This is a genomic window from Kitasatospora sp. NPDC101157 (assembly GCF_044768255.1).
GTDB lineage: Bacteria > Actinomycetota > Actinomycetes > Streptomycetales > Streptomycetaceae > Kitasatospora.
The window spans coordinates 104,683-119,813 of the sequence record NZ_JBIWPL010000005.1 but is presented as its reverse complement, the minus strand read 5'-3'; the positions used below and the strand labels follow the sequence as shown (position 1 = coordinate 119,813).

Genomic DNA, 15,131 nt, shown 5'->3' with positions numbered 1-15,131 from the left:
GCCGTATGGAACACAAAACCCCTGCCGCGGGCCACCGCGGCAGGGGTCGAGGTCGGACGGGTGCTACTGCGCCTTGGCCTGGGCGAGTTGCATGAGGTGGTCGGCCAGCGCCTGGCCGCCGGCCGGGTCACGGCTGATCAGCAGCACGGTGTCGTCACCGGCGATGGTGCCGATGATCTCGAACACCTCGGCCTGGTCGATCGCCGAGGCGAGGAACTGCGCGGCCCCGGGCGGGGTGCGCAGCACGACCAGGTTGCCGGAGGCCGTGGCGGAGACCATGAGTTCGCCGGCCAGCCGGGCCATCCGGCCCTCGCTGGCCGACTCCCCCATCGGCGCGCGCGGCGTGCGGTCGCCGCCCTCGGCCGGGACGGCGTAGATCAGCGCACCGTCCCGGTTGCGGATCTTGACCGCGCCCAGCTCGTCCAGGTCCCGGGAGAGGGTGGCCTGGGTGACCACGAGACCGTCGTCGGCGAGCAGCTTCGCGAGCTGGCTCTGCGAACGCACGGGCTGGCGGGTGAGCAGGTCCACGATCCGCCGGTGGCGCGCGGTGCGGGTCTGCGGGACCTGCGGCGTCGGGCCGGCGGCGGACGGGCCGGAGCGGGAATCGGTCATGTGATTATTCTCCCGGACGACGGTCAACTCGCATCGGCCGGGGCGCTCTCGCGCACCGTCCGGAGGATGTCCGGCAGCGCCGCGACGAAGGCGTCCGCCTCCTGCTCGGTGAGCACCAGCGGCGGCGCCAGCCGTACGGCGTCCGGGACGGCCGCGTTGACCAGGAAGCCCGCCTGCTGGGCGGCGGCCTGGATCCGGGCGGAGACCGGCTGGGTGAGGACGATGCCGAGCAGCAGGCCGGCCCCGCGCACGTGCGAGACCAGCGGGTCGCCGATCGCCTCGATGCCGTGCCGCAGTCGGTCGCCGATCTTGCGGGCGTGCTCCAGCAGGCCCTCGGACTCGATGGTGTCCAGCACCGCGAGGCCGGCCGCGGCGGCCACCGGGTTGCCGCCGAAGGTGGTGCCGTGCTGGCCCGGGGTGAGCAGTTCGGCGGCCTCGCCGAAGGCCAGGACCGCGCCCATCGGCAGGCCACCGCCGAGCGCCTTGGCCAGGGTGACGACGTCCGGCTCGACGTCCTCGAAGGCCTGGTGGGCGAACCAGTGGCCGGTGCGGCCGATGCCGGTCTGGATCTCGTCCAGGATCAGCAGGGTGCCGGTGGCCCGGGTGATCGCGCGGGCGGCCGCCAGGTAGCCCTCGGGCAGCGGGATCGCGCCGTTCTCGCCCTGGACCGGCTCCAGGAAGACGGCCGCGGTCCCGGTGGTGACGGCCGCGCGCAGCGCCTCGACGTCGCCGAACGGGACGTGGGTGACGTCCCCGGGCAGCGGGCGGAACGGGTCCTGCTTGGCGGGCTGGCCGGTGAGCGCGAGGGCACCCATCGTCCGGCCGTGGAAGCCGCCCTGGAGGGCGACCAGGTGGGTGCGGCCGGTGCGCCGGCTGATCTTGAAGGCGGCCTCGTTGGCCTCGGCGCCGGAGTTGCAGAAGAAGACCCGGCCACCCTCGCGCCCGTCCAGCCGCAGCAGCCGCTCGGCGAGGGCGATGGTCGGCTCGGCCATGAAGAGGTTGGAGACGTGGCCGAGGGTGGCGATCTGCTTGCTGACGGCCTCGACGACGGCCGGGTGGGCGGTGCCGAGGACGTTGACGGCGATGCCGCCGAGCAGGTCGGTGTACTGCTTGCCGTCCGCGTCCCAGAACGTGGCGCCCTCGCCGCGCACCAGCGGGATCCGGGGGGTGCCGTAGTTGTCGGTGAAGCTGTGCTGCCACCGCTCGGTGAGCTGCTCGTTGTGCGTCATGCCAGTCCCCCGGTCACGGTCGGTTCGTCGTCCGGCACGACCATCGTGCCGATGCCCTCGTCGGTGAAGATCTCCAGCAGCAGGCTGTGCTGCACCCGGCCGTCCAGCACCCGGGCGGTGCCCACGCCGGAGCGGACGGCACGCAGGCAGCCCTCCATCTTGGGGAGCATGCCGCTGGCCAGACCGGGCAGCAGGGCCTCCAGTTCGCCGGCGTTGAGCTGGCTGATCACGTCGTCGGAGTTCGGCCAGTCCTTGTAGAGGCCCTCGACGTCGGTCAGCACCACCAGCATCTCGGCGCCGAGGGCGACCGCCAGGGCGGAGGCCGCGGTGTCGGCGTTGATGTTGTAGACGTGGCCGTCGGCGCCGCGAGCGATCGAGGAGATGACCGGGATCCGGCCGTCGGCGATCAGCGCCTTCACCGCGCCGGCCTCGATGTTGACGATGTCGCCGACCAGGCCGATGTCGACCTGCTCGCCGTCGACCACCGCGTAGCGCTTGACGGCCGTCATGGTGTGGGCGTCCTCGCCGGTCATGCCGACGGCGAACGGTCCGTGCCCGTTGAGCAGGCCGACCAGCTCGCGCTGGACCTGGCCGGCCAGCACCATCCGGACCACGTCCATGGTCTCGGGGGTGGTGACGCGCAGGCCGTTGGTGAAGTTGGACTCCAGGCCGAGCTTGTCCAGCTGGGCGCTGATCTGCGGGCCGCCGCCGTGCACCACGACGGGGTGCAGTCCGGCGTAGCGGAGGAAGACGACGTCCTGGGCGAAGGCCGCCTTGAGACTCTCGTCGACCATGGCGTTGCCACCGAACTTGATCACGATGGTCTTGCCGTGGAAGCGCTCCAGCCAGGGCAGCGCCTCGATCAGCGTCATGGCCTTGGGCAACGCGGTGTTGTTGCGGGCCTGTTCGCCCTTGGGTGCGATCTGCACGGGATTCCTCGTCGTGGGGGTCCCCCGGCCGGAGGCTGGGGGAGGATGTCGCGGATCAGCGGACGGTGGCCGCCGGACCGGCCCTCGGCGGACCGGCTCTCGGCGGACCGGCTCTCGGCGGACCGGCTCTCGGCGGACCGGCTCTCGGCGGATCAGCTGGAGTAGGCGCTGTTCTCGTGGACGTAGTCGGCCGTGAGGTCGTTGGTCCACAGCGAGGCGCTCGCCGTACCGGCGTTGAGGTTCGCGGTGATGACGACGTCGCGGGCCTTCATGTCCACCAGGTCGCGGTCCTCGCCCACGCCGCCGTCCTTGCACACCCAGACGCCGTTGATGGCCACGTCGAGCCGGTCGGGGTCGAAGGCGGCGCTGGTGGTGCCGATCGCGGACAGCACCCGGCCCCAGTTGGGGTCCTCGCCGTGGATGGCGCACTTGAGCAGGTTGTTGCGGCTGATCGTGCGGGCGACCTCGACGGCCTCGTCCTCGGTGGCGGCGCCGGTGACGTCGATCCGGATGTCCTTGCTGGCGCCCTCGGCGTCGCCGATCAGCTGGCGGGCCAGGTCGGCGCTGACGGTGCGGACGGCCTCGGCGAACTCGGCGCGGTCCGGCGTGATGCCGGTGGCGCCGGAGGCGAGCAGCAGCACGGTGTCGTTGGTCGACATGCAGCCGTCGGAGTCGATCCGGTCGAAGGTGGTGCGGGTGGCGCCGCGCAGCGCCGCGTCCAGCTCGGCGGAGTCCAGGTCGGCGTCGGTGGTGAGCACGACCAGCATGGTGGCCAGGCTCGGGGCGAGCATGCCCGCGCCCTTGGCCATGCCGCCGACCGTCCAGCCGGCCGGGCTGGTGAACCGGGCGGTCTTGTGCACGGTGTCGGTGGTCTTGATGGCGATCGCGGCGGCCTCGCCGCCGGTCTCGCTGAGCTGCCGGGCGGCCAGGGTGACGCCGGGCAGCAGGACGTCCATCGGCAGCCGGACTCCGATCAGGCCGGTGGAGGCGACGGCGACCTCGCCGGCGTTGAGCTCCAGCTCCGCGGCGACGTGCTCCGCGGTGGCGTGGGTGTCCTGGAAGCCGGCCGGTCCGGTGCAGGCGTTGGCGCCACCGGAGTTGAGGACGACGGCGGAGACCCGACCGCCCTTGAGCACCTGCTGGGACCAGAGCACGGGCGCGGCCTTGACCCGGTTGGCGGTGAAGACGCCGGCCGCGGCGAGCGAGGGGCCGTCGTTGACCACCAGGGCCAGGTCCGGGGTGCCGGAGGCCTTGATGCCCGCGGTCACGCCGGCGGCGCGGAAGCCCTTGGCGGCGGTCACGCCGGTGTTCTGGGTGGTCACGGTGCGACTCCGTTCAGCGGAAGGCCCAGCTCCTCGGGCAGGCCGAGGGCGATGTTCATGCTCTGCACCGCGCCGCCCGCGGTGCCCTTGACGAGGTTGTCGATCGCGCTGATCGCGATGATCCGCCCGGCGGTGGCGTCCAGGGCGACCTGGACCAGGGCGGTGTTGGCGCCGTAGACGCTGCTGGTCTGCGGCCACTGCCCCTCGGGCAGCAGGTGGACGAAGGGCTCGTCCCCGTACGCCTCGGCGTAGGCGGCGCGCAGGCTCTCGGCACTCACGCCCGGCTTCGCCTTGGCGGAGCAGGTGGCGAGGATGCCGCGCGGCATCGGGACGAGGGTGGGGGTGAAGGAGACGGTCACCGGCTCGCCGGCCACCGGGGTGAGGTTCTGCACCATCTCCGGGGTGTGCCGGTGCACGCCGCCGACGCCGTACGGGCTGACGCTGCCCATGACCTCGCTGCCGAGCAGGTGCGGCTTGGCGGCCTTGCCGGCGCCGGAGGTGCCGGACGCGGCGACCACCACGGCCTCCGGCTCGGCGAGCCGGGAGGCGTACGCCGGGAACAGCGCGAGGGAGACGGCCGTCGGGTAGCAGCCGGGCACGGCGATCCGGTTGGTGCCCTTCAACGCGGTGCGGTGTCCGGGCAGTTCGGGCAGGCCGTAGGGCCAGGTGCCGGCGTGGGAGGTGCCGTAGAACTGCTCCCAGTCGGTGGCGGCCTTGAGCCGGAAGTCGGCACCGCAGTCGATCACCAGGACGTTCTGGCCGAGGGCCTCGGCGACGGCGGCGGACTGGCCGTGCGGCAGCGCCAGGAACACCACGTCGTGGTCGGCCAGCACCTCGGGGGTGGTGGGCTGGAGGACGCGGTCGGCCAGCGGGACCAGGTGCGGCTGGAGCTCGCCCAGCCTGCTGCCCGCGTTCGAGCCGCCGGTCAGCGCCCCGATTTCCATCTCGGGGTGGCCGAGCAGCAGTCGCAGCACCTCGCCGCCCGCGTATCCGCTCGCACCGGCGACGGCGACTCGCAATGCCATGGCGTTCCTCCTTCGTTGTGGCATGAATATACGCGGGAGGGAAAATCCATGCAAGACTGGGTGTCGGACTCCCCCGGGCCGGTGTCAGAGGCGGGGGGATCGAAGTGATCACCGTGGACCGGCCCGGGTGCCGGTGGTGGCCGGCCGGTGGCGGGAGTTCGAGGAGTGCACCGGACTCCCACCGACCGGGCCGGGTGGCCACCGAGGCGTGGCGGCGCGGCTGGGGCGTGACCGGACCGCACTGCCGGCCGGGGCCGCCACGCGCTACCGCTTGACCGCGCGCAGCACCACGAACTTGGGGTTCCCGGCGACCAGTTGGCAGTTGCCGAACAGCTTGCGCAGCTTCACGTGGTACCCGAGGTGCCGGTTGCCGACCACCCAGAGCTCGCCGCCGGGCCGCAGCGCCCGCCGGGCACCGGTGAACATCCGCCAGGCGGTGGCGTCGGTGGTGGCCTGGTGGGAGTGGAACGGCGGGTTGTTGAGCACCAGGTCCACCGAACCGGCCGCGAACACCGCCGGGTCGAGCGCGTCGGCGGTGCGGAACTCGGCCGGGGCGTCCGGGCCCAGGTTGGCGCGGAAGGTCTCCTCGGCGGAGGCCACCGCCTGGTGGGACTCGTCCACGAACACCAGCTCGGCGCCCGGCCCGGCCAGCGCGGCGGCCGTGCCGACCACGCCGTTGCCGCAGCCGAGGTCGACCACCCGGTCGCCGGGGGCGGGGGCGGGCAGGTGGGCCAGGAAGAAGCGGGTGCCGATGTCGAGCCGCTCGGCGCAGAAGGTGCCCGCGTGGTTGACCACCGTACGGCCGGCGGCCGGGCCGATGTCCGGCGGCAGTGCGTAGCGGTGCGGCCACGGGCTGGGACCGGGGTCGAGCGCCGGGTCGGGGGTGCAGAAGACCAGCCGGGCCTTGCGGACGGCCAGCGAGGTGCGAGTCGGGCCGAGGACCTTCTCGAACAGCTGCAGGGTGGAGGTGTGGATCTCGGTCACCATGCCGGTGCCGACCACGACGGTGCCGGGGTGGATCGCCGGGGCGAGCCGGTGCAGCTGGTCCTCCAGCAGGGCCAGGCTCTTGGGGACGCGCACCAGCAGGACGTCGATCCGCTCCGGCGGGGTGTCCCGGGTGGTGAGCAGCCGGGCCTCGTCGACGGCGGCGCCGGCCCGGGCGAGGTTCTCCCGGGTGGCCTGCCGGCCGAGGTGGGAGTCGGCGATCTGGACCGGTTCGTACGGCGCCAGCGCGGTGGTGAGCGCGCCCCAGCGGTCACCGAGGACGGCGATCCGGCGGCCGGCCAGCTCGGTCGGGACGCCGTCGGCGCTGTCGGCCTCGCCGGCGAGGTGACGCAGCAGGTACTCGTCGGCCGCGTCCCAGGCCCGCAGCCGCTCGCGCGGGTCCACCGGGAACCGGGTGAGGTCGAGGGCGCCCCAGGGCGTGGCGAACGAGGTGGCCGGCGCGGGCCCGGCGGACGTGGTCTGCGGATTCATCGTGTTCTCAGGCTATCCGAAGGCCCACCGGGGAACGGTTCGGGCAGATACTGGAAGTGCCCGACCGAGAGGGGTGAGGGCAATGGATTGGAAGCTCGAAGTCGTGGTGCTCCCGGTGACGGACGTGGACCGCGCGAAGCTCTTCTACGAGGAGCAGGCCGGCTTCACGGTGGACCACGACACGCGGCTGCGCGACGGGGTCCGGGTGGTCCAGCTGACTCCCCCGGGCTCGCGCTGCTCGATCGTGGTCGGCACGGGGGTGATCGACGCGGCGCCCGGCTCGGTGAAGGGGCTCCAGCTGGTGGTCGCCGACATAGAGAAGGCGCACGCGGAACTGCTGGCGCGCGGTGTGGAGGTGAGCCCGGTCCAGCACTTCGTGGCGGGGACGCGGGTGAACGGGCACGGCGAGGCCTGGAACAACTTCGTGTTCTTCAACGACCCGGACGGCAACGGCTGGGCCGTCCAGGAGGCGCCCGCCGCCGCTTAGGAAGCGGCTCGGAGCCGCACGGCTCGGCTGCTCGGCTGCTCGGCTCGGCACGGGACGCGGCTCGGGAAGCGGCTTGGGTAGGCTCCGGGGATGGCTGAACACGAGGGAAGCGTGCGGGTGGACGTCTGGATCTGGTCCGTCCGCCTGGCCAAGACGCGCTCGCTGGCGGCGGCCGCCTGCAAGGCCGGCCACGTACGGGTGAACGGCGAGCGGGCCAAGCCCGCCCAGACGCTCAAGCCCGGGGACGAGGTCCGGGTCCGTGAGGAGGGCTACGAGCGGGTCGTCGAGGTGCGCAAGCTGATCCGCAAGCGCGTCGGGGCCCCGGTCGCGGCGGAGTGCCTGGTCGACAACAGCCCGCCGCGACCGCCGCGCGAGCTCACGGCGCCCGTCTTCGAGCGGGACCGCGGCGCGGGGCGCCCGACCAAGCGGGAGCGCCGCGACCTGGACCAGCTGCGCCGCCGGTAGCCGGTCGCGGCCCTCAGGCCGCCACGGTGTCGGTGAGCACCCGGGCCAGGAAGGCGTCGAGGTTGAGCACCGTGCGGGCGACCTGGTCCTCCAGCGGCATCGACTCGTCGGGGCGGGTCACCAGGGTGGACTTCTTCAGCCCGCGGACGTAGAGCGAACAGGCCAGGTCCGCGCAGATGTACGTGCCGACGGTGTTGCCCTCGCGCCCGGCGGCCCCGGCCCGGCGGGCGGCCAGCAGCGCCACGCCCGACCCGGCGTGCGCGGTGATGCACAGCGAGCACACGTTGGTCTTGGTCAGGCTGCGCCGGACCATCGGCGAGCGCAGCGTCACCCCGACCAGCTCGCCCCCGTACGGCGCCACCAGGTACGCCCGGTCGGGCGCGCCCTGGTCCCGCCAGCCGAGGAAGTCCAGGCTCTCCCAGGGCAGTTCGGCCAGGCCCCGGGGCAGGTTGAGCCGACGGGCCTCGCCCTTGGAGCAGTTGACGAAGGACGCGCGGATCTCTGGGTCGCTGAGGGGTTCCATGCCGCGGAAGCTAGCACCGTCCGACGGGCCCTGTCGCGTCAATTTCGCCCGGTACGCACCGGATGGGCGGCCTGCACCGCGAGCCGCCGCGGGGCGTCCTCGCCGATCCGGGTGAGCAGGTCGTCCAGGGCGAGGAAGGCCTCCCAGCGCTCCCGGCCGGTGGCCTCGGCGAGCCGGTCGACCACGAGATCCTCCAGGTCCTGGACGCGCTGGTTCTTCCAGGCCTTGTCGGCCAGGCTGACCAGCAGTTCCTCGGTGGTGGTGCCGGGTTCGCCCCAGCTCGCGTGGCTGCGGGCGAAGCGGGCCAGCGGCTCGGCCACGCCGTGGGCCAACAGCAGGGCGTGGCCCGCGGGTTCGTGCGCGGAGCCGGGGCCGGAGAGTTCTTCCGGATGGACGGCCTTGCCGATGTCGTGGGTGGCGGCTCCGAAGCGGACGGCCTCGCCGTCGAGGGTGAGGCCCTCGGCGGCGCAGAACTCGGCGATCCGCTCGGCGACCTGGTGCACGAGCGCGAGGTGGGCGACCAGTCGGGGCGGGGCGTCGACGGCCCGCAGCAGCTCGGCGGCGGCGGGCGGCAGGGGCGGGAGCGGCGGCAGTGCGGTGGTCACGCCGCAGGGTATCCGGGCCGGTGCGGGGTTGTCAGTGCTCGCCCGTAGCCTGCGAAGGCCGGTCCCGGCGCCGGCGGGGGGCGCCGGGACGGGCCACGGCTCAGGGCCGGTACGCCCTTACGGCTCCATGCCCTTACGGCCTCACGCCTTGACCGCGACGCCCGCGTACGCGGAGACGTCCTGCCACCCCTCCGGCAGATCGGCGGTGCGGACGTGCCCCGCGACCGGGCGCCAGAGCGGCAGTTGGACGAGCCCGGGGCCGACGAACTCGAAGTCGCCGAAGAAGGGTTCGACGGCCGCCCGGGGCCGCAGCACCAGCGGAGCGCTGGCGCTCCGGTAGATCCGGGTGCCCTCGGCGGCGCTCTCCCGGGAGGCGAAGTCCGGGCTGCCGTGGGAGAGGATCAGGGCGCTGCCGGGGGCGAGCGCGTCGCGCAGGGTGCGGACGATCCGCTCGGCGCCCTCCTCGTCGCGGATGAAGTGCAGCACCGCGACGAGCATCAGCGCGACGGGCTGGGAGAGGTCGACGGCGGCGGCCAGCGCGGGGTGGCCGAGGATCGCCTCCGGGTCGCGCAGGTCGGCCTCGATGACCGAGGTGTGGCCGGCCGGGTGGCCGGCCAGCAGGGCACGGGCGTGGGTGGCGACGATGGGGTCGTTGTCCACGTAGACGACCCGGGCGTCCGGGGCGACCCGCTGGGCGACCTCGCTGGTGGAACCCACGGCCGGGATCCCGGTGCCGATGTCGACGAACTGGCGGATCCCCCGGCCCGCCGCGAACTCGACGGCCCGACCGAGGAACTGCCGGTTGGTGCGGGCCAGCAGCGGCAGCGCCGGGTAGGCGGCTATCGCGGCCTGGGCGGCTTTGCGGTCCGCCTCGAAGTTGTCCTTGCCGCCCAGGTAGTAGTCGTACATCCGGGCGGTGTGCGGGATGCCGGTGTCGAGCTCGCTCGGCGGCTGCCAGTCGTCGGCTCTGGCCCACTCCCAGTCGGTGCGGGTGTCCCGGTCGACGGCCGCGGTGTCCTCGTGCATCCTGTTCCGCCCCCAATGCGCAATGCCGGAATGTGCCTACTGCCCCGTAACACGCGGTGCGCGGTGATCGTATCCAAGGACCCGCCTTGGAAACAGCGGGAGTTCAGGTTTACGCAACACCCGCAAAAGAGAGTGTGTGCACGTCAAAGCCACGAACGGCGGCACCGGATCGCCTGGCGGTGCCGCGCTCTCTATGCTGGCTGCCGATGACTGCCGACCGCCGCACCGTACTGCGCACCGCCGCCAAGCTGGCCGCCCTGTCCGCCTCCGGCGGACTCCTCACGTCCTGCGGCAGCCGCACGCCCCGCCGCGCCGAGCCCGGGGCGGCGCTCGCCGCGCACCCCGGCAGTGTCGACCCCCAGCACACCACCGACCCGGCCTGGAACGGCGGCGAGGGGCCTGCCTCCTCCGCCGCGCCCTCCCCGGCGCCCACCGCCACGGCGGCCCCGGCCACCGCCCAGGCCTCCGCCCCGCCGACCCCGCCGGTGCTGCCGCCGCTGGCCGCCGGCACGCCGTACGAGGTGGTGCACGGGCCACGCACCGGCAAGAACGTGGCGCTCACCTGCCACGGGAGCGGCGACCCGAAGCTCGCCACCGCCCTGCTGGAGGCCGCCGAGCAGCACGGCGCCAGGCTGACCGTGATGGCGGTCGGCAGCTGGCTGGACCAGCAGCCGCAGATGGTCCGGCGGATCCTGGACGCCGGCCACGAGCTGGGCAACCACACCCAGAACCACCTCAACATCTCGGCGATGACCCCGGATCAGGCCCGCGCCGAGATCGCCCAGTGCGCCGACCGGCTGAAGGCGCTGACCGGCTCGATCGGCCGCTGGTTCCGCCCCTCCGCCGCGCAGTACGCCACGTCGATGGTGGCCGAGCAGGCCAAGGCCGTCGGCTACGAGCACGTGCTGTCCTTCGACGTCGACCCGCGCGACTACAACGACCCGACCGCCGCCGAGCTGCAGCGCCGGGTGCTGAACGCGGTGCGCGGCGGTTCGGTGGTGGCCCTGCACATGGGCCACCAGTGCACCATCGACGCGCTGCCGGCGATCCTGGACGGGCTGGCCAAGGCGGGGCTCAAGGCGGTCACCGCCAGCCAGCTGTGCGCCTGAGCGGGCGGGCGACCGGATGACCGGATGACCGGGCGCCGACCCGGTCAGGCCATCGGGTCGTCTTCCTTGTACGGGCGCAGCCGCAGCGTCCGGGCGTCCGACGTCCGGATCTGCTCGGCCCGCTGGACCAGCTCCTCCAGGTCGTCCCGCCCGGCGTGGATGAACCGCCCGTGCAGCGCGTCGAAGCGGCCCCGGGCGGCGTCCACGGTGACCGCGACCATGTACGGGATGGAGCCCCAGGCCTTCATGTCCCGGAACATCGGCATCCCGGCGGTCATGTCGGTGGCCACCGCGCCGGGGCTGATGTCGAGGACCACGACGTCGTGCCGGGCCAGCGAGTCCGCCATGTTGTCGGAGAGCTGGAGCAGCGCGCCCTTGGAGGTCGCGTACGCGGTGTAGTTGCCGTCCGGGCGCAGCGCGAACCCGGAGTTGAGGTTGACCACCCGGCCGCTGCGGCGGGCGACCATGCCGGGCAGGACGCAGCGCAGCAGGTTGTAGGGGCCGCGCAGATTGGTCTCGACCACCTGCCACCACTGGGTGGGGTCGGTCTCCCACAGCGGCACCTCGTCCCGGTCGACCAGGCCGGCGTTGTTGACCAGCAGGTCGGTCGGACCGAGGTCGCGCTCGATCAGCCGGACCGCCTCGCGCACCGAGCCGTGGCGGCAGACGTCGGCGGTGACGGCGACACCCCGGGAGCCGTGCTTGACGCACTCCTTGAGGGTGGCGGTCAGCGTGTCGTGGGTACGGCCGACCAGGCCGACGGCCATGCCCTCGGCGGCCAGCCCGATGGCGATCTCCCGGCCGATTCCCCGGCCGGCGCCGGTGACCAGGGCGACCTGTCCTGTGAGCGATCCCGTCGGCACCGTGTGCTCCCTTCCCGTCCCCGGCCCCCGTCTGCGGCATTCTGTCGGGCGCCGGGCGGCGGCGGCCCCGGGCACACGCGCGGGCGGCGCGGCCTCACCCGTTCGGAGGGCCCGTCCGGCCGGCGCCGCGCCGGGGAGCGCGCCGGCACTGCGCCGGGGAGGGGGTGACCTACTCGCCGGTACGGAGTAGTAACGTCGTCGGGGCGGTGACCGGTGCACCCATTCCGGTACACCGACCCGTTGACCAGCAGCTCGCTGGGCCACCAGTTCGCTGGGCGACCCCCAGCACCACCGAAGGGCAACTGAGTGAGTGACATCGCGCGCGTCGGAGTAGTCGGCTGCGGCCTGATGGGATCGGGCATCGCCGAGGTCTTCGCCCGGGCCGGGCTGGACGTCATGGTGTCGGAGGCCAGCGGTGAGGCGCTGGAGTTCGGGCGTACCCGGCTCACCAACTCCCTGGAGACGGCGGTCAAGCGCGGCAAGCTGACCCCGGAGCAGCGGGACGAGGCGATGGCCCGGCTGTCCTTCACCGTCGACCTGTCCGACTTCGCCGACCGCGACCTGGTGGTCGAGGCGGTCGCCGAGCGCGAGGACGTCAAGGTCAAGATCTTCGAGACGCTGGACCGGGTGATCGAGCGCCGCGACGCGATCCTGGCCTCCAACACCTCCTCGATCCCGATCGTGAAGCTGGCCGCCGCCACCTCCCGCCCGGAGCAGGTCATCGGCCTGCACTTCTTCAACCCGGCGCCGGTGCAGAAGCTGGTCGAGGTCATCCCGACCCTGACCACCTCGGCCGCCACCACCGAGCGGGTCGAGACCTTCGCCTCCCAGGTCCTCGCCAAGGAGCCGATCCGCGCCCGCGACCGGGCCGGCTTCGTGGTGAACGCGCTGCTCGTGCCGTACCTGCTCTCCGCGGTGCGGATGTTCGAGTCGGGCGTGGCCACCGCCTCCGACATCGACAAGGGCATGGAGGCCGGCTGCGCCCACCCGATGGGCCCGCTGCGACTGTGCGACCTGATCGGCCTGGACACCATCGTCTCGATCGCCGAGTCGATGTACGACGAGTACAAGGAGCCGCTGTACGCCGCTCCGCCGCTGCTGTCCCGGATGGTCGACGCCGGTCTGCTGGGCCGCAAGTCGGGCCGCGGCTTCTACGACTACACCGCGAGCGCCTGACGTTCGACGACGAGGGCGCGGCCGCACCGGTTCGGTGCGGCCGCGCCCTCGTCGGTTACCCGGTGGCCCGGGCTACTTGACCCCGGCCTCCGCGCAGGCATCCTGGTACTGCTGGGTGCAGATGTCGGCCGCCTTGTAGAGCCCGCCGGCGACCACGGTGGCCTCCACCCTGGACTTGGTCACCACGATCGGGGTGAGCAGCAGCGAGGGGATCCGCAGCCCGCCGCTGTCCGTGGACGAGGTCGCGGTGGTGCTGATGTCCATGCCCTCGGCCAGCTGGACGGCGATGGTGCCCGCCGCGTCCGTCTCGGGCTTGTACGGCTTGTAGATGGTGTAGGCCTGCTCGCCCGTGAGCACCCGGCGGACCGCGTCGATGGAGGCGTCCTGGCCGCCCACCGGCACGTTCTTGATGCCCGCGGCCTTCAGGGCCTCGATGACGGCGGCGGCCATCCCGTCGTTCGCGGCGTAGACGGCCTGGATCCCGTTCTTGCCGAGGCTCTGGATGGCCTCGTTCGTCTTCGCCGTGGCCACATCCGGCTTCCACTCGCCGGACTGCTCATAGGCGATCTTGACCTTGCCGTCCAGCGCCAGGTGCGCGCCCGTCTTGAACTGCCCCGCGTTGGGGTCGGACTCGGCGCCGTCGATCATCACGACGTTGGCCGAGGAGGCCTTCGGGCCGAGGGCGTCGAGCAGGGACTGGCCCTGGAGCTGGCCGGTCCGCTGGTTGTCGAAGGAGACGTACGCGGCGACCTTGCCCTGGGCCAGCCGGTCGTAGGCGACGACCTTCACGCCCTTGGCGTTGGCGTCGTCCACCCACGGAGCGGTGAGCTTGGCGTCGACCGGGTCGAGCAGGATGACCTTCACGCCCTTGGCGACCAGGTCGTCGAACTGCTTCTTCTGGACCTTCGCGTCGCCGCCCGCGTTGGCGTAGCTCACCGTGCACTTCGTGCAGAGGCCCGTCACCGTCTGCTCGATCAGCGGCTTGTCGAACGCGTCGTACCGGGTGGAGGAGGTGCTCTCCGGCAGCAGCAGACCGATGCCTTCGCTGCCTCCGCCGGCCGCCGGCGTCTGGGGCGCGGCGGTCTGGCCGCAGGCCGAGAGGACGAGGGCGAGCGACACGGCGGCCGTGCCCGCGGCCGCGAGACGCATGGGTCTGATCATGATCGGTGGTGCCTCCTGTGCTGCGCCGCGACTCTGCGGCAGAGGAGGGAGTCAAACCCCACCGGGCGAATGAGTCAATGCGGGAGGGATCCTTCGTTATCCCCCTGCTCGATTCGTTACGGGATGAACAGGACTTTCACACTCCCTTGGGTATTTCGCGGGGGGGGAGGGCTGAATGCCGTTATGGCGGGAGGCCGGGACGGACGGCCTCCCGCCACTGCCGCGACCCGGGCGTCAGCTGGTGATGCTGTAGCTGTCGCCGTAGACCTTCCACTTGAGCGGCGGGTTGAGGTCGAAGTTCCCGGCGTTGAGGAACACCAGCTGCTCGGTGTCGACCCGGCTGGTGTCGGAGTGCGCGGCCTCCTTCTTCATGACCACCTTGCGGGCGTCCAGGAAGGCCTTGAGGTAGGTCGCCTCGTCGCCGCCCTGGGCGGGCGTCCTCGCCTTCTTCATGGCGGCGGCGCGGATGCCGCCGAAGCTGTCGGAGCTGTTGCCCGGGCCGTGCATCACGATGGCGTCGTAGTAGGCGAACTGGCCGAGCGCGCGCAGGCCGTCGGCCTTGGCCTGGTCGACGGCGGGGTTGAAGTACACCCGGTCGCGCTCGTCGTTCTGGGCCTGCTGGAAGGCCGGGTCCTTGGCGGCGGCGGCCCAGTCCCTGGTGAAGGCGGTGCCGAGGCCGGCGTGCGAGTCGCTGCCGTTGACCTTCCTGAGCGCGGGCAGGTACTTGGCGAGGACGTTGCCGGGCTTGAGGTCGGTGTAGTGCTGGACCAGGTCGAGCATGTCGCCGGTGCCCGAGCAGAAGCCGATGATGCCGGCGGTGTAGCCGCGGCCGTCACCGATGTCCTCGATGTACTTGTACTGGGCCTTCCAGTCCAGCGAGGAGTTCTCCGCGCTGGACACCAGCTGCATCGCGATGTCCTTCTTGTGCGGGTCGTCGAGGCCGGCCCCCTTGAGCCGGACGGAGGCCGAGGCCGCGGGGGCGGCCTGGGCGGCCGAGGTGGCCGCGGCGGTGAGGGGCGCGGCCACCAGGGCGGCGGCGAGGGCCAGGCGGAGGGCACGACGGGGCTGAGGGCGCATGGGGATGCTCCGGTTCCTCGGGGGTTAGGAAACCTTCCTAACGAGA

At 72.7% G+C, this 15,131-nt stretch carries 16 protein-coding genes; 4 read left to right on the top strand and 12 right to left on the bottom strand.

The window, feature by feature from the left end; translation table 11 throughout:
- Nucleotides 1-63: 63 nt before the first annotated feature.
- From ACIRVF_RS13015 to ACIRVF_RS12990, 6 genes are all read right to left on the bottom strand, one after another.
- Nucleotides 64-612: an arginine repressor gene (locus tag ACIRVF_RS13015; protein ID WP_270148298.1), complete on the bottom strand. Its 549-nt coding sequence runs from the start codon at nucleotides 610-612 to the stop codon at nucleotides 64-66.
- A 23-nt stretch (nucleotides 613-635) separates the two neighbouring features.
- The gene (locus ACIRVF_RS13010; protein WP_402816357.1) at nucleotides 636-1,841 is read right to left on the bottom strand and encodes an acetylornithine transaminase; all 1,206 of its coding nucleotides are present in this window, start codon (nucleotides 1,839-1,841) and stop codon (nucleotides 636-638) included.
- The gene (gene argB, locus ACIRVF_RS13005; protein ID WP_402816834.1) at nucleotides 1,838-2,713 is read right to left on the bottom strand and encodes an acetylglutamate kinase; all 876 of its coding nucleotides are present in this window, start codon (nucleotides 2,711-2,713) and stop codon (nucleotides 1,838-1,840) included. Before argB ends, ACIRVF_RS13010 begins: the two co-directional genes overlap by 4 nt.
- 209 nt (nucleotides 2,714-2,922) lie before the next feature.
- Nucleotides 2,923-4,071, bottom strand: a complete 1,149-nt coding sequence (argJ, locus tag ACIRVF_RS13000; RefSeq protein WP_402816832.1) for a bifunctional glutamate N-acetyltransferase/amino-acid acetyltransferase ArgJ — start codon at nucleotides 4,069-4,071, stop codon at nucleotides 2,923-2,925.
- A 17-nt stretch (nucleotides 4,072-4,088) separates the two neighbouring features.
- Complete coding sequence (gene argC, locus ACIRVF_RS12995; RefSeq protein WP_402816356.1) at nucleotides 4,089-5,117, bottom strand: N-acetyl-gamma-glutamyl-phosphate reductase; 1,029 nt, start codon at nucleotides 5,115-5,117, stop codon at nucleotides 4,089-4,091.
- Nucleotides 5,118-5,381: 264 nt separating this feature from the next.
- Complete coding sequence (locus ACIRVF_RS12990; protein WP_402816355.1) at nucleotides 5,382-6,593, bottom strand: methyltransferase; 1,212 nt, start codon at nucleotides 6,591-6,593, stop codon at nucleotides 5,382-5,384.
- A gap of 82 nt (nucleotides 6,594-6,675) precedes the next feature.
- Here ACIRVF_RS12990 and ACIRVF_RS12985 point away from each other — a divergent pair, with 82 nt between their 5' ends.
- Together ACIRVF_RS12985 and ACIRVF_RS12980 are read left to right on the top strand one after the other, a co-directional pair.
- Complete coding sequence (locus ACIRVF_RS12985) at nucleotides 6,676-7,080, top strand: VOC family protein (protein ID WP_402816354.1); 405 nt, start codon at nucleotides 6,676-6,678, stop codon at nucleotides 7,078-7,080.
- Nucleotides 7,081-7,170: 90 nt separating this feature from the next.
- Complete coding sequence (locus ACIRVF_RS12980) at nucleotides 7,171-7,545, top strand: RNA-binding S4 domain-containing protein (protein ID WP_402816353.1); 375 nt, start codon at nucleotides 7,171-7,173, stop codon at nucleotides 7,543-7,545.
- 13 nt (nucleotides 7,546-7,558) lie between these two features.
- Here ACIRVF_RS12980 and ACIRVF_RS12975 read toward each other — a convergent pair whose 3' ends face one another.
- The 3 genes from ACIRVF_RS12975 to ACIRVF_RS12965 form a co-directional block, all read right to left on the bottom strand.
- Nucleotides 7,559-8,068 (bottom strand): FBP domain-containing protein, encoded by a 510-nt coding sequence (locus ACIRVF_RS12975; RefSeq protein ID WP_402816352.1) that lies wholly within the window; start codon nucleotides 8,066-8,068, stop codon nucleotides 7,559-7,561.
- Nucleotides 8,069-8,106: 38 nt separating this feature from the next.
- A complete protein-coding gene (locus ACIRVF_RS12970; RefSeq protein WP_402816351.1) occupies nucleotides 8,107-8,673 on the bottom strand; it encodes an HD domain-containing protein in 567 nt (188 codons plus the stop codon).
- A gap of 141 nt (nucleotides 8,674-8,814) precedes the next feature.
- Nucleotides 8,815-9,699, bottom strand: a complete 885-nt coding sequence (locus ACIRVF_RS12965; protein WP_402816350.1) for an SAM-dependent methyltransferase — start codon at nucleotides 9,697-9,699, stop codon at nucleotides 8,815-8,817.
- 206 nt (nucleotides 9,700-9,905) lie between these two features.
- Here ACIRVF_RS12965 and ACIRVF_RS12960 point away from each other — a divergent pair, with 206 nt between their 5' ends.
- Nucleotides 9,906-10,808, top strand: coding sequence for a polysaccharide deacetylase family protein (locus tag ACIRVF_RS12960; protein ID WP_402816349.1), 903 nt, complete (start codon nucleotides 9,906-9,908; stop codon nucleotides 10,806-10,808).
- Between the two features lie 44 nt (nucleotides 10,809-10,852).
- Here the strand turns inward: ACIRVF_RS12960 and ACIRVF_RS12955 are convergent, their stop codons facing one another.
- Nucleotides 10,853-11,671 carry an SDR family NAD(P)-dependent oxidoreductase gene (locus ACIRVF_RS12955; protein ID WP_402816348.1) on the bottom strand — a complete coding sequence of 273 codons (819 nt, stop codon included), beginning with the start codon at nucleotides 11,669-11,671 and terminating at the stop codon, nucleotides 10,853-10,855.
- A 306-nt stretch (nucleotides 11,672-11,977) separates the two neighbouring features.
- Between ACIRVF_RS12955 and ACIRVF_RS12950 the strand changes: the two genes are divergently transcribed.
- The gene (locus ACIRVF_RS12950; protein ID WP_402816347.1) at nucleotides 11,978-12,847 is read left to right on the top strand and encodes a 3-hydroxybutyryl-CoA dehydrogenase; all 870 of its coding nucleotides are present in this window, start codon (nucleotides 11,978-11,980) and stop codon (nucleotides 12,845-12,847) included.
- A gap of 72 nt (nucleotides 12,848-12,919) precedes the next feature.
- Here ACIRVF_RS12950 and ACIRVF_RS12945 read toward each other — a convergent pair whose 3' ends face one another.
- Together ACIRVF_RS12945 and ACIRVF_RS12940 are read right to left on the bottom strand one after the other, a co-directional pair.
- Nucleotides 12,920-14,008 (bottom strand): substrate-binding domain-containing protein, encoded by a 1,089-nt coding sequence (locus ACIRVF_RS12945; RefSeq protein ID WP_402816346.1) that lies wholly within the window; start codon nucleotides 14,006-14,008, stop codon nucleotides 12,920-12,922.
- Between the two features lie 234 nt (nucleotides 14,009-14,242).
- Nucleotides 14,243-15,085 carry a chitosanase gene (locus ACIRVF_RS12940; RefSeq protein WP_402816345.1) on the bottom strand — a complete coding sequence of 281 codons (843 nt, stop codon included), beginning with the start codon at nucleotides 15,083-15,085 and terminating at the stop codon, nucleotides 14,243-14,245.
- Between the last annotated feature and the right edge of the window lie 46 nt (nucleotides 15,086-15,131).

Coding starts and splice junctions, on each gene's coding strand:
- ACIRVF_RS12975 (WP_402816352.1), bottom strand. CDS start 8,068: ATGGAACCCCTCAGCGACCCAGAGATCCGCGCGTCCTTCGTCAACTGC.
- ACIRVF_RS12965 (WP_402816350.1), bottom strand. CDS start 9,699: ATGCACGAGGACACCGCGGCCGTCGACCGGGACACCCGCACCGACTGG.
- ACIRVF_RS13015 (WP_270148298.1), bottom strand. CDS start 612: ATGACCGATTCCCGCTCCGGCCCGTCCGCCGCCGGCCCGACGCCGCAG.
- ACIRVF_RS12960 (WP_402816349.1), top strand. CDS start 9,906: ATGACTGCCGACCGCCGCACCGTACTGCGCACCGCCGCCAAGCTGGCC.
- ACIRVF_RS12940 (WP_402816345.1), bottom strand. CDS start 15,085: ATGCGCCCTCAGCCCCGTCGTGCCCTCCGCCTGGCCCTCGCCGCCGCC.
- ACIRVF_RS12990 (WP_402816355.1), bottom strand. CDS start 6,593: ATGAATCCGCAGACCACGTCCGCCGGGCCCGCGCCGGCCACCTCGTTC.
- ACIRVF_RS13010 (WP_402816357.1), bottom strand. CDS start 1,841: ATGACGCACAACGAGCAGCTCACCGAGCGGTGGCAGCACAGCTTCACC.
- ACIRVF_RS12945 (WP_402816346.1), bottom strand. CDS start 14,008: ATGATCAGACCCATGCGTCTCGCGGCCGCGGGCACGGCCGCCGTGTCG.
- argB (WP_402816834.1), bottom strand. CDS start 2,713: ATGACGCTGATCGAGGCGCTGCCCTGGCTGGAGCGCTTCCACGGCAAG.
- ACIRVF_RS12985 (WP_402816354.1), top strand. CDS start 6,676: ATGGATTGGAAGCTCGAAGTCGTGGTGCTCCCGGTGACGGACGTGGAC.
- argC (WP_402816356.1), bottom strand. CDS start 5,117: ATGGCATTGCGAGTCGCCGTCGCCGGTGCGAGCGGATACGCGGGCGGC.
- ACIRVF_RS12980 (WP_402816353.1), top strand. CDS start 7,171: ATGGCTGAACACGAGGGAAGCGTGCGGGTGGACGTCTGGATCTGGTCC.